Origin of the sequence: Pseudomonas sp. GZD-209 (assembly GCF_049310485.1) — a bacterium.
In the GTDB taxonomy this organism is placed as follows: Bacteria; Pseudomonadota; Gammaproteobacteria; order Pseudomonadales; family Pseudomonadaceae; genus Aquipseudomonas; species Aquipseudomonas sichuanensis.
Window position 1 is genome coordinate 1 of the sequence record NZ_JBMOWQ010000090.1, and the last position, 17,204, is coordinate 17,204.

Consider the following 17,204-nt stretch of genomic DNA (forward strand, 5'->3'; position numbering starts at 1 on the left):
CGCGGCAACCTGATCCACCGCCTGCACAACGGGTCCCATGCCCACTTCACCTGGGACCTGTTCGATCGGCTGGCCGGTTACAACGACGACAAGCTCAAGGTCGATTACAGCTACGACGCCCTGGGCCGGCGCCTGCACAAGCATTCAGTCGCGCACTTCTGGGATCGCCCCGAGGCCGGCACCGGCTGGAACCAACTGCAACGGGCCAAGCGCCAGCGCGAGCTGAACTGCGGTTTCACTCTGTTCGGGGCTGGGACGGCGACACCCTGGCCTGGGAAAGCTCACCGCCTCTCGATGAAGGCGACAGCTGGCGCACGGTGCATTACCTGTACGAACCCGACAGCTTCGTGCCGGTCGCCCAGGCCCTGCGCAACTGCCCGATCCGCCTGCACAAGCAACCAGACTGGAGCCAGCGCGAGTACGACTTCGATCAGGATCCGCTGTGGCATACCGAGGTCAAACCGCAGCCGTTCGACGTGATTGCCTGGTACCACTGCGATCACCTCGGCACGCCGATGGAGCTCACCGACGAGCAGGGCAGCGTCGCCTGGACCGGGCAGTACAAGGCCTGGGGCGAGGTGCGTGAAGAGCGCTCGGTGTGGGCCAAGCAGCGCGGACTGGGCAACCCGCTGCGTTTCCAGGGTCAATACCACGACCATGAGACGGGGCTGCACTACAACCGCTATCGATACTATGATTTCCGGGCTGGACGGTTCATAAGTGAAGATCCCTCTGGATATTCAGGCGGACTCAACTTATTCACTTACACTTCCGACCCGGTTAACTGGATCGACCCGTTAGGCCTTGCCAAAGTAAAAGAGCAAGGAACACCTAAACAAGCACAAAGAAAAGTCGAGAAAAAACAAGGTCCATCAGAGATAACGCGGATTGACGGGCCTGAGATTTCAGTGCCCAATAGTCAATGGCATGCACACTGCAAATGTGGTTCTGGCTACAATCAGGACGGCACCATCCACGACAAAGGCAAAGGCGACGTCACCTTCAGCAGGAAAACAATTGAATGGCTAAACATTCACGGCTGGAAAATAAGCAAATGAACTTGCTAAAAATATATAAGAAAATCATAGAAAAAGAGCCGTACAACGACCTCGGCGAACTGCTGTGGGGGTTCGATAGCTTCGAAGAATTTCCAATGGTTTCACGCGACAGCAGGATAAAAAAACTAAAGAAGACCCTGAGGTCAGAAAATATATCTGATTTCCTTCTAGGGCTCGCCTTCTTTCTGCTTAACACCTTGCATGCGCTCGCTAGGAATAATCAGAAAAAAATCGAGCTAACCGCAATTACATTTACACATTTTGACGACCGCCATGGCACGACATTAGTGCCCAGGATTTTCGTATACCCGAGCGATGCCAGTGATACCCTTCGCCAGTGGCTAATAGACAACCAACCCAAAGAAGACTCTAACGAAATGAATAGAGTCAAAAAGATTTTTACATCCTGCGGCCTTATTGAAAGCTTTATTTTTTTTGAAAGTAGATTCTTCGATAAGGCCTGCAATGAAGAGCTAATACGAATATACGCCATTCCGCGATACAGACAATGAAGCTCGAAGCGCGCCACTCGCTCGACACCCCATGATTCAATAAGGCTTTAAGGATTTAACATGAAGGCTGTTTGGGCTTTCACTGGATCAGGAGGTCGATTTCCATCAGGCGTATTTATCGCGTTTTCCGATGCAGAACTGTGGATAAAACAACTCGTTGAGTGTTGTGCTCACTCAGTATTCCGTTGGTGTTTCCGTGTACGATTGGGCAGTAGAAAACGGGCACTTTCTCATAAAAAATGAGAAAGAAAAAGCATCTGACTTCATACAAAGATTTTCGTCCGCAGCTCAAGAGCACTTTCATTTCGAAAACGGTAGCCCAGAGTGACAACTAGGCTGAGTATTTTCTAGCAAGCTCAAGGCCGACTACAGTTACGACGTTTTTAGCGGTACCTACACTATTAGTCGGCGATGCAGTTTTGAGACGGTATCCGAGCACAGCTATAGCGGGTTAAATGACAGCGCAATTGGGGCGGTACTTGCCGCCCCTCAGGAACTGAATCGCCCGCTGGAGGCCGATCCACGCCATAACAAGCTGATGGACAACCTGCTGCGCGAGTACGCCGGGACCCACTACAAATACGACGAGCGCGGCAACCTGTTCCACCGCCTGCACAACGGGTCCCATGCCCACTTCACCTGTGACCTGTTCGATCGGCTAGCGAGCTACAACGACGACAAGCTCAAGGTTGACTACAGCTACGACGCGCTGAGCCGTCGCCTGCACAAGCATTCGGTGGCGCATTTCTGGGATCGCCCCGAGGCGGGCACCGGCTGGAACCAGTTGCAACGGGCCAAACGCCAGCGCGAACTCGGCTGTGGCTTTACCCTGTTCGGTTGGGACGGCGACACCCTGGCCTGGGAGAGCTCACCGCCTCTCGATGAGGGCGACACGGGGCGCACGGTGCATTACCTGTATGAACCGGACAGCTTCGTGCCGGTTGCCCAGGCGCTACGCAAGAGCCCGATTCGCCTGCACAAGCAACCGGACTGGAGCCAGCGCGAGTACGACTTCGACCAGGATCCGCTGCGACACACCGAAGTGACACCGAAGCCGTTCGAAGCGATTGCCCGACTGCGAGGCAAATACATTTAGAATGCATTGCCAGCGCCAGCCCCACCGCGGTGCAATACCACTCCCATAGCCCGTGATGGGCGCCAAACATCGCTGTTTCAACACAGGCAACACCGTGAATTCCACCGTCAAATCCCCCTCCAACCTGGCCATCGTCTGGCTCGGTGTACTGCAAATCCTGGTCTGGGGCGGCTCGTTCTTCCTGATGGCGGTGATGGCCGCACCGATCAGCCGCGATACCGGCTGGCCCAGCCAGTGGGTGTACGGCGCGCTGTCGCTGAGCCTGCTGGTCTCGGCGTTGCTGGCGCCGCTGTCCAGCCGGCTGATCGCCCGCTACGGCGGGCGCCCGCAGTTGGCTGCCAGCGGCGCGGTGGTGGCGCTGGGGCTGCTGCTGATGGCCGCCAGTCACAGCCTGGCGTGGTTTCTGCTCGCCTGGGCGGTGATCGGCGTGGGCATGGCCATGGGCTTGTACGAGGCGCTGTTCGCCACCCTTGGGGCGCTGTATGCCGAGGGCGCGGGCCGTGCGATCACCGGGGTGACGCTGATCGCAGGCTTTGCCTCGACGCTGTCCTGGCCCACCGTGGCGCTGATGATCGAACAGCTAGGCTGGCGCCAGGCCTGTGTGCTGTATGCCGTGGTGCTGTTGCTAGTGGTGGCGCCGCTGTACTGGAAGGTGCTGCCCCCCGGCGGCCAGTTGGTTGAGCGCAAGGCTCAGGCCGGCGAGGCGGGCGAGGGCATCGACCGGCGCTTGTACCTGCTGCTGACGACGATTTTCGCCATCGGCGCGATCATCATGACGGCGATTGCCGTGCAGTTGGTTTCGGTGCTCCAGGGCATGGGGCATTCGCTGGCGGCGGCGATCGGCTTGGCTGCGATGCTCGGGCCGAGTCAGGTGGCGTCACGGCTGCTGCAGATCCTGGTTGGCCGGCGGCACCCTGTGTGGACCGCGCTGGCGTGGACCGGCCTGGTACTGGTGGGGTTGCTGCTGGTGACGCTGGCCCCGGCGGCGACGGCGATCGGCCTGTTGATCTTTGGCTGTGGCAATGGCCTGCGCGCCATCGTGCGGGGACTGTTGCCGTTGGCCATGCTGCCGCCGACGCAATACGTGTTGCTGATGGGGCGCATGTCGCGGCCGGCGCTGATTGGCCAGGCGTTGACGCCGTTGGTGGGTGGGTATCTGTTCGAGCACCTGGGGGCGTATGGGGTGCTGTACAGTCTGATCGCCCTGGCGCTGGTGAACCTGTTGCTGGTAGGGCAGGTGTTTCGGTGGGTGCGGCGGGCTGCTTGATGGGCGAGGTGCCTGACGAGCTTGCTGATCACGCCCCGAGTCGCAGAATTGGCAATGGCAGAGCAGGGCGTTTCGATCAGTGTGGTCGAGGTCAAACGTGTTTTGTCCTGTGGGCGAGCGGCGAAGGCTGTGATAATGGGGGGCAATCACAAGGGCCATGCCATGCTGACCATCTCCAATAACGTGCATCTGCCAGATGCCGAGATCGAACTGACGTACATCCGGGCGCAAGGCGCAGGTGGGCAGAATGTCAACAAGGTGTCCAGCGCCGTGCACCTGCGCTTCGACATTCGCGCCTCGTCGCTGCCCGAGTTTTACAAGGAGCGGCTGCTGGCGCTGCGTGACAGTCGCATCACCGGCGACGGCGTGTTGATCATCAAGGCCCAACAGTACCGCACCCAGGAGCAGAACCGCGCTGACGCACTGACGCGCCTTGCCGAGTTGATCATCGCTGCCGGCAAGACCGAGAAGAAACGCCGCCCCACCAAGCCGACCCTCGGCTCGAAGACCCGCCGCCTCGAAGGAAAAGCCAGGCGCAGCACTGTCAAGGCGGGTCGGGGCAAGGTGGAGTTCTAGGCTCTCTAGGGTTTTTACGAAAAGTGTGGTCATCCAACGTTGTGGGAGCGGCGGTGCGCCGATGCGACTTGCCCCGCGATCTGCCGCAACGCGGAAGCAAAGCCTGAATTCGCGGCGTGTTTGACACTATTTCATATCGGGTACAGGAGCGCTTCGCACTCCATCGCGGGGCAAGCCCGCTCCCACAAAACTTTTCGTACAGAGCCTAGGAAATCCCGGGAGCCTGAACCCGATCTCGACCCGGTCTTGAGTCAAAAGTCAGATCACGCTGAGCAGCGGCGCTATTTTGCAGGCCCCGCCAATGGGCAATGCAGCACCAGCCTGGCACCGCCCAAGGGACTGGCATCCACCTGCAACCCAAACCCATGCAGATCGACGATCGCCGCGACAATCGACAGCCCCAGGCCGAAGCCCGCGTGGCGGTGGCCTTCCTCGCTGCGGTAGAAGCGTTTGAGCACAGCCTCGCGTTCATCCGCAGGGATGCCGGGGCCACTGTCCTCGACGGCGATATGCACACCCTGTTCATCCTGGCTCGCAGCAATGCGCACCGCGCCGCCTTCAGGGGTGAACTTGATGGCGTTGCCCACCAGGTTGGCCAGGGCCTCGAACAGCAACTCGCGGTCGCCATGCAGCGCGGCCAGCTGCGCGGGTTGCTCAAGGCTCAGGCGAATGCCGCCGTCTTCGGCCAGCGGTAGATAGAAATCGTGCAGCTCCACCAGCAGCGCGTGCGGGTCGAGCTGGACGAAGCCGGCGCGGCGCTGGCGGTCTTCCAGTTCGCTGATGCGCAGCAAGCCGCGAAAGCGCGCCATCAGGGTGTCGGTCTCACCGATCGCCTGGTCCAGCGCTTCCCCCTCGGGCGAGCCGGCGCCGCTCTGCTGGCGTATGCGATAGAGCTGGGCGCGCAGGCGCGTCAGCGGGGTGCGCAGGTCGTGGGCGATGTTGTCGCACACGCCTTTCACTTCATGCATCAAGCGCTCGATGCGATCGAGCATGGCGTTGACGATGGCGGCCAGCATGTCCAGTTCGTCGCGGCGGGCTGACAGGGGCAGGCGGTGGGTCAGGTCGCCGGCCACGATCAGGTCGGCCTGGGCCTGGATCGCGCGGATACGCTTGAGCGGGCGGCGGCGCAGCAGGTACCAGCCGGCAAAGCCTGGGATCAGGGTAAGCGAGATGCCCCACAGCAGCGCATGCAGGATGATCCGGGTGACCACGAACAGCGAGCCGTTGTCGCGCACCAGCACCAGCCAGCGGCCGTCCTGCACCCGGATCGCCACGGCGTCGCAGCTGTCGCGCGGCAGGTGTGGGTCGTCGGCGTCGAGGCAGCGCTTGAGCTCATGGATCTTGCCGTCCAGGCCCAGCTCCGGCGGGATGCTGCGGATGCGCCCGCCAATCGGGTTGAGCTGCGGGTCGAACAGGCCGTAGGCGTCGAAGCTGCGTTCCTCGAAGGCCTGGCTTGCGATCAGCGCGTCGTCCAACTGCTTGCCGCTCATGTGGGCGAACAGGTGCTGGCGCTGCATCATCGAGTGGCGGGTGAGTTTGTTCAGGTAGCTGGAGACCTCGAAGTACAGCACCCCCATGAGGATGCTGCTCCAGGCCACGAAGAGGAAGCTGTACAGCGCCAGCAGGCGGCTGGTCGACGAGCTCCAGCCCTTAGACGGGTTCGGCAATGGCATAGCCGGAGCCCCGCACGGTACGGATCAGCGGGGTCTGGCCGGGGGAGTCGATCTTCTTGCGCAGGCGGCCGATGTGCACGTCGATCAGGTTGGTCCCCGGGTCGAAGTGGTAACCCCAGACTTCCTCGAAGATCATCATCCGGGTGATCACCTGGCCGGCGTGGCGCATCAGGTATTCCAGCAGCTTGTATTCGGTGGGCAGCAGGTTCAGCGCCTGCTCGCCGCGGCGGGCTTCGTGGCTGATCAGGTCCAGCTCCAGGTCGGCCACCGTCAGGCGGGTCTGGGTCATGGGCGTGCTGTTGCGGCGCAGCAGCACTTCGACCCGGGCGGCCATCTCGTCGGAGGCGAAGGGTTTGGTCAGGTAGTCGTCGCCACCGGCACGCAGGCCGCGCACCCGCTCGTCGACATCGGACAGGGCGCTGATCATCAGGATGGGGGTGGCGATCTTCAGGTTGCGCAGGGTGGTGACGATGGTCAGGCCATCCACCTCCGGCAGCATGCGGTCCAGGGTGATCAGGTCGTAGCCGCCGGCAATGGCTTTGGCCAGGCCCTCGCGGCCATTGTCGGCCCAGTCCACGTCAAGGCCGTGGCTGGAGAGTTCGGCGACGATTTCCTGGCCGGTGACGGCGTCGTCTTCAATGGTCAGTACGCGTGGCATGCGGGTTCCTGGGCGCAAAGGGGATGACTGATTGTGCCAAAGAATAGACAAACGGCGATTTAAGAAAAATTCATCTGCGCCAGGGAACCTGGCCTGAATGCAGCCGGGGGGGGGGGGGGGGGGGGGGGGGGGGGGGGGGGGAAAAACCAGGAGAAAGGAAACAAAGACGAAGTTCTTTGGCGAGGGGGAAGCGGGCAGGAGGGGAGTTGGGGCTGTTTGCGCGCCCCCGGGGTTGTTCAGCTCACCACCTGGTAGCACGGCACATAGGCCGCGCCGCCCGGCAGTTTCATCCGGTGCTGGTCGACGAACGCCTGCAGCAGGCGGCCCAGCGGGTCGAGGATCGCCGCGTCGCCGCGGATCTGGTACGGCCCGTGTTCTTCGATCAGGCGGATGCCTTTGTCCTTGACGTTGCCGGCGACGATGCCGGAGAAGGCCCGGCGCAGGTTGGCGGCCAGCTCATGGGGCGGCAGGTCGCGGCGCAGGGCCAGGTTGGCCATGTTTTCATGGGTGGGGTCGAACGGGTGCTGGAAGCCTTCGGCGATCTTCAGCAGCCAGTTGAAGTGGAACGCATCGTTGCGCTCGCGACGGAACTGCTTGACCGCCTTGAGCCCTTCGACCATCTGCCGGGCCACCTCGGCCGGGTCGTCGATGATGATCTGGTAATGGCGTTGCGCGGCTTCCCCGAGGGTGGCGCCGACGAAGGCGTGCAGTTGCAGCAGGAACGCCTCGGCGCTGCGCGGCCCGGTGAGGATGACCGGGAAGGGCAGCTCGTGGTTGTCCGGGTGCATGAGGATGCCGAGCAGGTAGAGGAACTCCTCGGCGGTGCCGGCGCCGCCGGGGAAGATGATGATGCCGTGGCCGACGCGGACGAAGGCTTCAAGACGCTTCTCGATGTCCGGCAGGATCACCAGCTCGTTGACGATCGGGTTGGGCGCCTCGGCGGCGATGATGCCCGGTTCGGTCAGGCCCAGGTAACGGCTGCCGTGCATGCGCTGCTTGGCGTGGGCGATGGTGGCGCCCTTCATCGGGCCTTTCATCACGCCCGGGCCGCAGCCGGTGCAGACGTCCAGCTTGCGCAGGCCCAGCTCGTGGCCGACCTTCTTGGTGTACTGGTATTCCTCGCTGCTGATCGAGTGGCCGCCCCAGCACACGACCATTTTCGGTTCGACGCCCGGGCGCAGGGTGCGCGCGTTGCGCAGCAGGTGGAAGACGTAGTCGGTGAGGCCTTGCGAGCTCTCCAGGTCGATGCGCTGGCTGGCCAGCTCGCTTTCGGTGTAGACGATGTCGCGCAGGGCGCTGAACAGCATTTCGCGGGTGCTGGCGATCATCTCGCCATCGACGAAGGCATCGGCCGGGGCGTTGAGCAGCTCGAGGCGTACGCCGCGGTCCTGTTGGTGAATGCGCACCTCGAAGTCCTTGTAGGCCTCGAGGATGGTCTTGGCATTGTCGACATGGGCGCCGGTATTGAGGATTGCCAGGGCGCACTGGCGGAACAGGGTGTAGAGGCTGCCGGTACCGACTTCGCTCAGTTGCTGGACTTCACGTTGCGACAGGGTCTCCAGGCTGCCTTTGGGGCTGACGGAGGCGTTGATGACATTGCGTTGGGGCATCTAAGTCGTTCCTGTGCGGGTAAAACATCCTTCTTGGACAACACCATACAAGCAAATGTGCGGGGTAACGAGGGGGGCTTTGAAAAAGCTGGTCTGGTGAATGGGCATTGGGTGCATGGCGGGGGTTTTGTGTTGCCCTCAAGATCGAGCGCCGCCCGCGCGGCGCTTCGCGGGTGAACCCGCTCCCACCGTTTGTTTCGGGCCAGTCTTTCCTGTGCCATCACCTGGTCCGCCTTGTTGGTACGACGCGGTTTCAGCGTGGGCGTTACCGCCGCCCCGCATGACTCAAGGCATGCACCAAGGCAGGCGCCGGTACTTGCACAGGAATAATTGGCCCGAAACAAACTGTGGGAGCGGGTTTACCCGCGAAGCGCCGCGCGGGCGGCGCTCGATCTCATAGGCGCTGCAAATTCATCGCCATGCACCTGGCCGCCCCTACGCCATCACCATTGCTCCGCTCAACGCTTTTCCCCTAATCTCGTAGGCCTTTTCCAGTCATCCGGACCGATTCATGGACAAGGTCATCGTTATCACCGGCGCCAGCCGGGGCATCGGCGCCGCCACCGCGTTGCTGGCGGCGCAGCAGGGTTACCGCATCTGCATCAACTACCACGCCGACGACCAGGCCGCCGAAGCGGTGCTGGCGCAGGTTCGCGAACTTGGCGCCAGCGCCATTGCGGTACGCGCCGATGCCAGTGTCGAGGACGAAGTGGCGCAGCTGTTCCTGCGCGTCGACCATGAACTCGGCCCGGTCACCGCACTGGTCAACAACGCCGGCACCATCGGCCAGCAGAGCCGGGTCGAGGACATGTCCGAGTTCCGCCTGCTCAAGATGATGAAAACCAATGTGGTCGGGCCGATGCTGTGCGCCAAGCACGCGCTGCAGCGCATGTCGCGCCGTCACGGCGGGCAGGGCGGGGCGATCGTCAATGTGTCGTCGGTAGCGGCGCGCCTGGGCTCGCCCAACGAATATGTCGACTACGCCGCGTCCAAAGGCGCACTGGACACCTTCACGGTCGGCCTGGCCAAGGAAGTGGCCGGCGAGGGGGTGCGGGTCAACGGCGTGCGCCCCGGCTACATCCACACCGGTTTCCACGCCCTGAGCGGTGATCCGGACCGGGTCGCCAAGCTTGAGCCCGGCTTGCCGATGGGGCGTGGTGGCCGTCCTGAGGAAGTCGCCGAGGCGATCCTGTGGTTGCTGTCGGACAAGGCGTCCTACTCCACCGGCAGCTTCATCGACCTGGGCGGTGGGCGCTGAGTCAGCCGAGCGCGAGCAGTTTGGCCACTTTGTCGACGATGTCGCCAAGTTCGAACGGCTTGAGCAGCACCGCCGTACGTGGTGGCAGCACGCCGTCGCTGTGCGCCGCGCTTTCGTCGTAACCGGTGATGAACAATACCGGCAGATCCGCATGCCGGGCACGACACGCCTCGGCCACCTGCCGGCCGTTGAGGCTTCCGGGCAGGCCGATGTCACTGATCAGCAAGTCCGGCAACAGCCCGCGCGCCATGGCCTCGAGGGCTTGCGCGCCGTTCTCCACGCTGTGCACCTGATGGCCGAACTCTTCGAGCACTTCGCCGATCACCAGGCGCAAGGCCGCCTGGTCCTCTACCAATAGAATCTGTGCCGCCTGCTGACGAACCTGGTCGGCGGTCCTCACCCGTTGCTCGCCTACCAAGGGTGCTGTGAAATGCCGTGGCAGGAAAAGCTCGACCAGCGTGCCTGCACCCAAGGTCGAGTGGATCAGCAACTGGCCACCAGACTGGCGCACGAAACCGTAAGCCATGGACAACCCGAGCCCGGTGCCCTGGCCCAGGGGCTTGGTGGTAAAGAACGGGTCGATGGCGCGCTCCGCCACCTCCAGGGGCATGCCGCGGCCGTTGTCGCGCACGCTCAGGCACAGGTAATCGCCGGTGGGCAGGTCGAGCAGGGCGGCACGCTCCTCGTCGAGTAACTGGTTGGTGCAGTGAATGTCGATCAGGCCGCCGGCGGGCAGGGCGTCGCGGGCGTTGATGCACAGGTTGAGCAGCGCGCTCTCCAGCTGCGGTGGGTCGATGAAGGTGGGCCACAGGTCATCGGCACAGTGGACACTGAGCTGGATGGCCGGGCCGACGCTGCGGCGGATCAGTTCTTCCATCGTCTGCACCAAGCCACCCACCGCCGTCGCCTGGGGCAACAGGGTCTGGCGCCGTGAGAACGCCAGCAGGCGATGGACCAGCGCTGCGGCGCTGCGGGCCGAATTGCTGGCGGTGTCGAGCAGGCCGGGGATTTCATCCGGGCGCGATTGTGCCAGGCGCTGACGCACCAGCTCCTGGGCGCCGAGGATGCCGCCCAGCAGGTTGTTGAAGTCGTGGGCAATACCGCCGGTGAGCTGGCCCACCGCTTCCATTTTTTGCGCCTGGCGCAAGGCTTCCTCGGCCTTGAGCAGTTGCTGCTGTTCGGATACCCGCTCAGTGACGTTGTAGGCGAACAGGTTGGCACCGATGATGTCGCCCGAGGGGGCGCGTATTGGGCTGAAGCGCAGCTCGAAGTAGCTCGTCTTCGTGCCGTCAGGAAAGGCGGCGGTCTGCACGTAGGTTTCTCCGGCCAGGGCGCGCTGCCAAAGGCGCAGGTTTTCGGCCAGGCTATCGGGGTGCTCGCGCATCAACTCCGCCAGGCTGTCACCCACCTGCGGCGTGCTGCCGAACAGGCGTTGAAAATCCCGCTGGGCCTGCTGGTTGATGGCCAGCCAGCGCAGGTTGGTATCAAGCACATGCACGTTGGCCACGCTGCGTTCGACCAGCCCGGCGAACAGCCCGCGTTCGGCCAGGGCCGCGCTGACCCGTTGTTCGAGATGTTCATTGAGCTGCTGCAGGGCATCCTCGGCGCGGCGGCGCTCGGTCACGTCCTTGAACAGTACTGCCACCTGGCGTTTCTCGGCGGGTTCGATGCGGAAGGTGGTCACCCACAGCACATGCCCGGTGGCCACCAGTTCCTGCTCGAACTGCAAGGGTTGGCCGGTGCGCAGCACCTCGCCGTAGCGGGCGACCCAGTCATCGGCTTCGTCCGGCACCATCTCGCGCAGCTTCTGCCCGACCACGTTGGGGATGCCGGCATGGCGGGCGTAGGCGGCGTTGGCGAGGATATGCACGTAGTCGCTGAGCGGGCCGTGCGGGCCATCGAAAAATTCGATGACGCAGAAGCCTTCGTCCATGGTGTCGAACAGGAAACGGTACAGATCGTCATCGGCGTGCGCCTGCTGCTCGAGGCGCGCCTCGAGTTCGGCGTTGCGTTGGCGCAGCGCCTGCAGCTCTCGCTGCAGGGCGGGCAGGTTGCGGTCGGGCATGCAGGTGTCCAGCGTCGGGCTTGGCGCCACTGTAGCCTGCCGGCCCGCGCGCCGCTAGAACGAGCGCACGATGCGCCCGAGGGTCTCCATGGCCTGTTCGGCGCCGTCGCCCCAGGGGCTGCCGTAATTGAGGCGGATGCAGTTACCAAAGCGCCGGGTCGGCGAGAAGATTGGCCCCGGGGCGATGCTGATGCCTTGCGCCAGCGCCATATGGAACAGCTTGAGCGCGTCCATCTGCTCGGGCAGTTCCAGCCACAGGAAGTAGCCGCCGGAAGGATGGCTGACCTGGGTCTGGGCCGGGAAGTGCCGGGCGATGGCCGCCAGCATGTTGACCTGCTGGCCTTCCAGGGCGTAACGCAACTTGCGCAGGTGGCGGTCGTAGCCGCCGTGCTGCAGGTAATCGGCGATCGCCGCCTGGGCCGGCATCGAGGCGCACAGCGAGGTCATCAGCTTGAGCCGCTCGATCTTCTGCGCGAAGCGCCCGGCGGCTACCCAGCCGATGCGGTAGCCCGGGGCCAGGCTCTTGGCGAACGAGCCGCAGTGCATCACCAGGCCCTCGGTGTCGAAGGCCTTGGCCGGCTTGGGCGCCTGCTGTGCGTAGTACAGCTCGGCGTAGACGTCGTCTTCGATCAGCGGCACCTGGTGGCGGCGCAGCAGTTCGACCAGTTCCTGCTTCTTCGCCTCGGGCATGCTCGCGCCCACCGGGTTCTGGAAGTTGGTCATGCACCACACGGCTTTCACCGGGTGCTTGTCGAGGGTTTGTGCCAGCACCGCCAGGTCCATGCCTTCGCGCGGGTGCACCGGGATTTCCACGGCCTTGAGCTTGAGGCGTTCGAGCACCTGCAGGCAGGCATAGAAAGCCGGTGCCTCGATGGCCACCAGATCGCCCGGCTGGGTCACGGCCTGCAGGCACAGGTTGAGTGCCTCCAGCGCGCCATTGGTGATCAGCAACTCCTCCATCGGCAGCATCAGCCCGCCGACCATGTAGCGCAGGGCGATCTGCCGGCGCAGTTGCGGGTTGCCCGGCGACAGGTCGGTGACCACCATGCGCGGGTCCATGGCCCGGCTGGCACTGGCCAGGGAGCGGGACAGGCGTTGCAGGGGGAACAGCGTGGGGCTGGGGAAGGCCGAGCCGAATGGCACGGTGTGCGGGTCCTTGATCGAGTCGAGGATCGAGAACACCAGGCCGCTGACGTCCACATCGGTGGACTCGGTGGCCTGCGCCTGCACCTGTGGTTCGTTGAACGGGCGCGGGGCGTGGGCATTGACGAAGTAGCCCGAGCGCGGCCGGGCGCGGATCAGGCCGCGGCGTTCCAGCAGGTAGTAGGCCTGGAACACCGTGGACGGGCTGACCCCGTGGGTCTGGCTGGCATAGCGTACCGAGGGCACCCGCTGGCCGGGGCCAAGCACCCCGGTGCGGATCAGTTCGGCAATGTCGTCGGCGAAGCGTTCATAGCGTTTCATGGTGTTCTGCACGGGCAAGGTAAAGGGCAGTGTAAGGGATCAGCGGTTCATCGGTGCGACGAAGCGGCTGTGGGCGATGCTGCGCACCCCAGGCTGGTCGCTGTCCTGGAGCTCGAAGGTCAGCTCCTGCGAGCTGCTGCTCGGGCGGTCGGCCAGCAGTGCCACCGACACTGGCAGTTCGCTCATCTCGCCGGCGGCGATGCTGAACTCGGTGCGCCCGTGGAGCTCGAAACCGTCGGCGTCGACCAGGCGCAGGCGATAGTGCTGCGGCTCGCTGGTCTTGTTGATGATCTTGAGCAGGTAGATGTTCTCGATCTGGCCCAGGGCGTTCTCGCGGAACAGGCCGCGGTCCTTGATCACGTCCATCGACACCATGGGGCGCAGTTGCAGGGCCATGACCAGCGCGCCGATCATCACCACCAGCGCCGCGGCGTAGCCCAGCAGGCGCGGGCGCAGCCAGTGGGTGGTGCCGCCTTGCAGGTTGTGCTCGGACTTGTAGCCGATCAGGCCGCGGGCATAGCCCATCTTGTCCATGACCTCGTCACAGGCGTCGATACACGCCGCGCAGCCGATGCAGCCCATCTGCAGGCCGTCGCGGATATCGATTCCGGTGGGGCAGACCTGCACGCACAGGGTGCAGTCGATGCAGTCGCCCAGGCCCTGCTCGCCGGGGATGCTGCCTTTCTTGCGCGGGCCACGGGCTTCACCGCGGCTGGGGTCGTAGGCCACCGCCAGGGTGTCCTTGTCGAACATCACACCCTGGAAGCGCGCATAGGGGCACATGTGCATGCACACCGCCTCGCGCAGCCAGCCGGCATTTATGTAAGTGGCGCCAGTGAAGAACAGCACCCAGAACAGCGCCACGCCGCTCAGCTGCAGGCTGAACAGCTCGGCGGCCAGCGGGCGGATCGGGGTGAAGTAGCCGACGAAGGTCAGCCCGGTGAGCAGGCCGATGGCCAGCCACAATGTGTGCTTCAGGCTGCGCCGGGCGAGCTTGTTGATACCCCAGGGCGCGGCGGCCAGCTTGATGCGCTGGTTGCGGTCGCCTTCACAGACCTTTTCGCACCACATGTACAGCCAGGTCCAGGTGCTCTGCGGGCAGCTGTAGCCACACCACACGCGGCCGGCGAACACGGTGATGGCGAACAGGCCGAAGGCGCAGATGATCAGCAGCGCCGAGAGCAGGATGAAATCCTGCGGCCAGAACGTCGCGCCAAAGATGTGGAACTTGCTGTCGGCCAGATCCCACAACACGGCTTGGCGGTCGTCCCACTGCAGCCAGGCGGTGCCGAAGAACAGCAGGAACAGCGCGCCGGCAAAGGTAATCCGCAGGTTGCGGTAGAAGCCGCTGAAGCTGCGGGTGTGGATGCCGCCGTCCGGCTGGCTTTTGCTCTTTTTGACGGCGGCGGGGGCAATCTCGATGACTCGGAAGGGGATTCTGTCACTCATGGTTCATCGCTCATCAGGCCTCGATCAGGCCCGGGCACTATGGCCCCCGATCTGTTTGCAGCACAGACTCAGCTATGGCGATAAAAACCGTATCAGATCTTCCTCCGAAGCCCCGGGGCCCTAGATTACCGAGCCTGGGACGCTGGCCTTCAGATGCCTGCGGCTATCCACCGCACCTGCGACGGTGAGTGCGTCGGCCTCGGCTTCGGTGATGGCCACGCGTTCGCCGGCCAGGATGGCCACCGACATGCGCAGCTGTTCGTCGGTGACGATCTCGATCTCGGGGCCGGTGCCTTCCAGGCGGATGTGGTCGCCGATCAGGGTGCAGTGGCGGGTGGTTTCGTCGACTTCGATGGGCATGGTGGGGTCCTCCTGGGGCGGTTACAGGGTGTGACCACAGGCCGGGCGTGGATGCTGCAACTTTATGCCCGGTGGCACTCCTGGGGGAGGGTGCGGTCAGCTTCAGTAAGGGCCTCATCGCAATACATGTGGGAGCGGGCTTGCCCCGCGATGAGGCAAGTGCAGGAGAACATCCGATGGAAACGATCCTCTCGACCATCCAGTCTGAATTCGCCGACATCACCGACGAACAGGAGATCACCCGCATCCTCGTACGCCTGCTAATGGCCGCACTGCTGGGCGCGGTGCTGGGCTTCGAACGCGAAAGCAAAGGCAAGGCGGCCGGGGTGCGCACGCATATGCTGGTATCCCTGGGCGCGGCGCTGTTCGTGCTGGCCCCGAGCATGGCCGGGGCCGACGAACAGGCGCTGAGCCGGGTGATCCAGGGCATTGTCGCGGGTATCGGCTTTCTCGGTGCAGGCACCATCCTCAAGGGCCACGGCCAGGACACCAGCCATGTGAAGGGCCTGACCACCGCCGCCGGGCTGTGGATGACCGCCGCCATCGGCACGGCCGCCGGCATGGGGCGCGAGGCCACGGCGCTGCTCAGTACGGTGCTGGCGCTGTTGGTGCTGGGCACGATGCCGCTGCTGGTGGACAAGGTGGAGGGCGGGAGCGAGGAGAAAAGCGAGGAGGAGGGCAGGAAGCACTGAGGGGAGCCGAAGCTCCCCTCATAAGCGTTGTTGCCTGCTCTTTTTTTATTATTGGAGACTGGCCTGTTGTTGTTTTTGTCGGCTTTTGTCTCGGTACTGCGGGGCCCCTACCCGGGGCCAAGAGCAAACGTATTTTTTTGAGCGCTGACCTGCGTTCATGCAACGTGTGTGATCCAACCGTGACTGTCGCTACCTTCAGGTAGTTTTATTGTTCTGTGTCAGGCTGCGGGGCTTTTCTGCGAAAGCTTCCCTGGAAAGCACGTCGACTCCAAAAAAATCTGCTTGCTACGCTTCTGCCGTGTTGTTCTTGTTATGTCAGAACCGTTTCATGTTGTTTTTATTAGATGTCGCTTTTTTTTGTTCTTGTTGTGCCAGAGATATAGCAGGTGCCGTGCCAACTTTTTAAAATCCTTTAAAATCAATGACTTGAGGATTTTCGAAAAAATCTGGCACCTGAAATTTTGTCGATTTGTTTCCCTGTTACCCGATTTTTTGCTGCCAGCGGTGTGGGCGGTAACACTCCACCCACACTTGTGTGACACCGGTGTGACTCAGCCTGCGCTGCGTGCCCGTGCCACCCGCGAACCGGTAGCACGGCCCAGTACCTTACTGATGCGCAGGCCTGCGGCGATCAGGCGGTCGAGGTCTATGCCGGTTTCAATGCCCAGGCCCTGCAGCAGGTACAGCACGTCTTCGCTGGCAACGTTGCCAGTGGCGCCCTTGGCGTAGGGGCAGCCACCCAGGCCTGCGACCGAGCTGTCGAACACCGCGATGCCTTCGAGCAGGCTGGCATACACATTGGCCAGGGCTTGGCCGTAGGTGTCGTGGAAGTGCCCGGCCAATTGCTCGCGTGGTACCTGCCTTGAGACCACCTCGAACAACCGGCGAGTGTCGCCGGCAGTGCCGCTGCCGATGGTGTCGCCCAGCGACACCTCGTAACAGCCCATCTCGTGCAGGGCACGGGCTACCGGCGCGACCTGCTCGGCGCTGATCCGCCCTTCATAAGGGCAACCCAGCACGCAGGACACGTAACCGCGCACCCGCACGCCCTGCGCGCGGGCAGCTTCGATGATCGGCTCGAAACGCTTGAGGCTGTCGCTGATCGAACAGTTGATATTGCGCTGTGAGAAGGCCTCGGACGCCGCCGCAAACACCGCCACCTCTTTCACCCCCGCCGCCAGGGCATCCTCGAAACCACGCAAGTTGGGCGCCAGCGCGGCGTAGGTCACGCCGGCACGTTGCTGGATACCGGCAAACACCTCGGCGGAGCCGGCCATCTGCGGTACCCACTTGGGCGAGACGAAGCTGCCCACCTCGATGTAGGCGAGGCCAGCGTCGGTAAGGTCGTCCACCAGCCGCACCTTGTCGGCGACACTGATGGGCTGGGCTTCGTTCTGCAGGCCGTCGCGGGGGCCGACTTCGACCAGGCGGACGTTCTTGGGCAATGACATGGCGGGCTTCCTGTG

General features: G+C 63.3%; 13 protein-coding genes and 3 pseudogenes. 8 read left to right on the forward strand and 8 right to left on the reverse strand.

Annotated features, from left to right (window positions below):
- From ACO6VM_RS11705 to arfB, 6 genes and pseudogenes are all read left to right on the forward strand, one after another.
- Window positions 1-812: pseudogene (locus ACO6VM_RS11705) on the forward strand (RHS repeat-associated core domain-containing protein); the annotation flags it as partial.
- 209 nt (window positions 813-1,021) lie between these two features.
- Window positions 1,022-1,570: an Imm15 family immunity protein gene (locus ACO6VM_RS11710; RefSeq protein WP_422403279.1), complete on the forward strand. Its 549-nt coding sequence runs from the start codon at window positions 1,022-1,024 to the stop codon at window positions 1,568-1,570.
- Between the two features lie 60 nt (window positions 1,571-1,630).
- A pseudogene (locus ACO6VM_RS11715) lies at window positions 1,631-1,898 on the forward strand (DUF7710 domain-containing protein).
- Between the two features lie 159 nt (window positions 1,899-2,057).
- Window positions 2,058-2,642, forward strand: a pseudogene (locus tag ACO6VM_RS11720) (RHS repeat protein); the annotation flags it as partial.
- Between the two features lie 118 nt (window positions 2,643-2,760).
- Window positions 2,761-3,933 (forward strand): MFS transporter, encoded by a 1,173-nt coding sequence (locus tag ACO6VM_RS11725; RefSeq protein WP_422403280.1) that lies wholly within the window; start codon window positions 2,761-2,763, stop codon window positions 3,931-3,933.
- A 162-nt stretch (window positions 3,934-4,095) separates the two neighbouring features.
- Complete coding sequence (arfB, locus tag ACO6VM_RS11730; RefSeq protein WP_401060435.1) at window positions 4,096-4,509, forward strand: alternative ribosome rescue aminoacyl-tRNA hydrolase ArfB; 414 nt, start codon at window positions 4,096-4,098, stop codon at window positions 4,507-4,509.
- Between the two features lie 281 nt (window positions 4,510-4,790).
- On the opposite strand, the gene ACO6VM_RS11735 is transcribed toward arfB, so the two are convergent.
- From ACO6VM_RS11735 to ppnN, 3 genes are all read right to left on the reverse strand, one after another.
- A complete protein-coding gene (locus tag ACO6VM_RS11735) occupies window positions 4,791-6,182 on the reverse strand; it encodes a sensor histidine kinase (protein WP_110994606.1) in 1,392 nt (463 codons plus the stop codon).
- Window positions 6,160-6,840, reverse strand: a complete 681-nt coding sequence (locus ACO6VM_RS11740; RefSeq protein WP_110994605.1) for a response regulator transcription factor — start codon at window positions 6,838-6,840, stop codon at window positions 6,160-6,162. The genes ACO6VM_RS11735 and ACO6VM_RS11740 overlap by 23 nt, the downstream gene beginning before the upstream one ends.
- A gap of 236 nt (window positions 6,841-7,076) precedes the next feature.
- Window positions 7,077-8,450: a nucleotide 5'-monophosphate nucleosidase PpnN gene (ppnN, locus tag ACO6VM_RS11745; RefSeq protein ID WP_125463733.1), complete on the reverse strand. Its 1,374-nt coding sequence runs from the start codon at window positions 8,448-8,450 to the stop codon at window positions 7,077-7,079.
- A gap of 511 nt (window positions 8,451-8,961) precedes the next feature.
- Between ppnN and ACO6VM_RS11750 the strand changes: the two genes are divergently transcribed.
- On the forward strand, window positions 8,962-9,708 hold the full coding sequence (locus tag ACO6VM_RS11750) for an SDR family oxidoreductase (protein ID WP_422403281.1): 747 nt from the start codon (window positions 8,962-8,964) through the stop codon (window positions 9,706-9,708).
- A gap of 1 nt (window position 9,709) precedes the next feature.
- On the opposite strand, the gene ACO6VM_RS11755 is transcribed toward ACO6VM_RS11750, so the two are convergent.
- From ACO6VM_RS11755 to ACO6VM_RS11770, 4 genes are all read right to left on the reverse strand, one after another.
- Window positions 9,710-11,773: a PAS domain-containing protein gene (locus tag ACO6VM_RS11755; protein WP_422403282.1), complete on the reverse strand. Its 2,064-nt coding sequence runs from the start codon at window positions 11,771-11,773 to the stop codon at window positions 9,710-9,712.
- Between the two features lie 54 nt (window positions 11,774-11,827).
- Complete coding sequence (mapR, locus tag ACO6VM_RS11760; protein ID WP_125858342.1) at window positions 11,828-13,237, reverse strand: GntR family transcriptional regulator MpaR; 1,410 nt, start codon at window positions 13,235-13,237, stop codon at window positions 11,828-11,830.
- 39 nt (window positions 13,238-13,276) lie between these two features.
- The gene (gene ccoG, locus ACO6VM_RS11765; RefSeq protein WP_390971160.1) at window positions 13,277-14,686 is read right to left on the reverse strand and encodes a cytochrome c oxidase accessory protein CcoG; all 1,410 of its coding nucleotides are present in this window, start codon (window positions 14,684-14,686) and stop codon (window positions 13,277-13,279) included.
- A gap of 120 nt (window positions 14,687-14,806) precedes the next feature.
- Entirely contained in the window at window positions 14,807-15,046 is a 240-nt protein-coding gene (locus ACO6VM_RS11770) for a DUF3203 family protein (RefSeq protein ID WP_401060347.1), read from the reverse strand.
- Between the two features lie 176 nt (window positions 15,047-15,222).
- Between ACO6VM_RS11770 and ACO6VM_RS11775 the strand changes: the two genes are divergently transcribed.
- Complete coding sequence (locus ACO6VM_RS11775) at window positions 15,223-15,738, forward strand: MgtC/SapB family protein (protein ID WP_390971162.1); 516 nt, start codon at window positions 15,223-15,225, stop codon at window positions 15,736-15,738.
- A gap of 551 nt (window positions 15,739-16,289) precedes the next feature.
- On the opposite strand, the gene ACO6VM_RS11780 is transcribed toward ACO6VM_RS11775, so the two are convergent.
- Window positions 16,290-17,189 carry a hydroxymethylglutaryl-CoA lyase gene (locus ACO6VM_RS11780; RefSeq protein WP_401060349.1) on the reverse strand — a complete coding sequence of 300 codons (900 nt, stop codon included), beginning with the start codon at window positions 17,187-17,189 and terminating at the stop codon, window positions 16,290-16,292.
- Window positions 17,190-17,204: the final 15 nt, after the last annotated feature.

Bases quoted from the DNA above. Each gene is read 5' to 3' on its own strand.
- ppnN (WP_125463733.1), bottom strand. From the start codon at position 8,450: ATGCCCCAACGCAATGTCATCAACGCCTCCGTCAGCCCCAAAGGCAGC.
- mapR (WP_125858342.1), bottom strand. From the start codon at position 13,237: ATGAAACGCTATGAACGCTTCGCCGACGACATTGCCGAACTGATCCGC.
- ACO6VM_RS11740 (WP_110994605.1), bottom strand. From the start codon at position 6,840: ATGCCACGCGTACTGACCATTGAAGACGACGCCGTCACCGGCCAGGAA.
- ccoG (WP_390971160.1), bottom strand. From the start codon at position 14,686: ATGAGTGACAGAATCCCCTTCCGAGTCATCGAGATTGCCCCCGCCGCC.
- ACO6VM_RS11775 (WP_390971162.1), top strand. From the start codon at position 15,223: ATGGAAACGATCCTCTCGACCATCCAGTCTGAATTCGCCGACATCACC.
- ACO6VM_RS11755 (WP_422403282.1), bottom strand. From the start codon at position 11,773: ATGCCCGACCGCAACCTGCCCGCCCTGCAGCGAGAGCTGCAGGCGCTG.
- ACO6VM_RS11750 (WP_422403281.1), top strand. From the start codon at position 8,962: ATGGACAAGGTCATCGTTATCACCGGCGCCAGCCGGGGCATCGGCGCC.
- ACO6VM_RS11770 (WP_401060347.1), bottom strand. From the start codon at position 15,046: ATGCCCATCGAAGTCGACGAAACCACCCGCCACTGCACCCTGATCGGC.
- ACO6VM_RS11780 (WP_401060349.1), bottom strand. From the start codon at position 17,189: ATGTCATTGCCCAAGAACGTCCGCCTGGTCGAAGTCGGCCCCCGCGAC.
- ACO6VM_RS11710 (WP_422403279.1), top strand. From the start codon at position 1,022: ATGGCTAAACATTCACGGCTGGAAAATAAGCAAATGAACTTGCTAAAA.
- arfB (WP_401060435.1), top strand. From the start codon at position 4,096: ATGCTGACCATCTCCAATAACGTGCATCTGCCAGATGCCGAGATCGAA.
- ACO6VM_RS11735 (WP_110994606.1), bottom strand. From the start codon at position 6,182: ATGCCATTGCCGAACCCGTCTAAGGGCTGGAGCTCGTCGACCAGCCGC.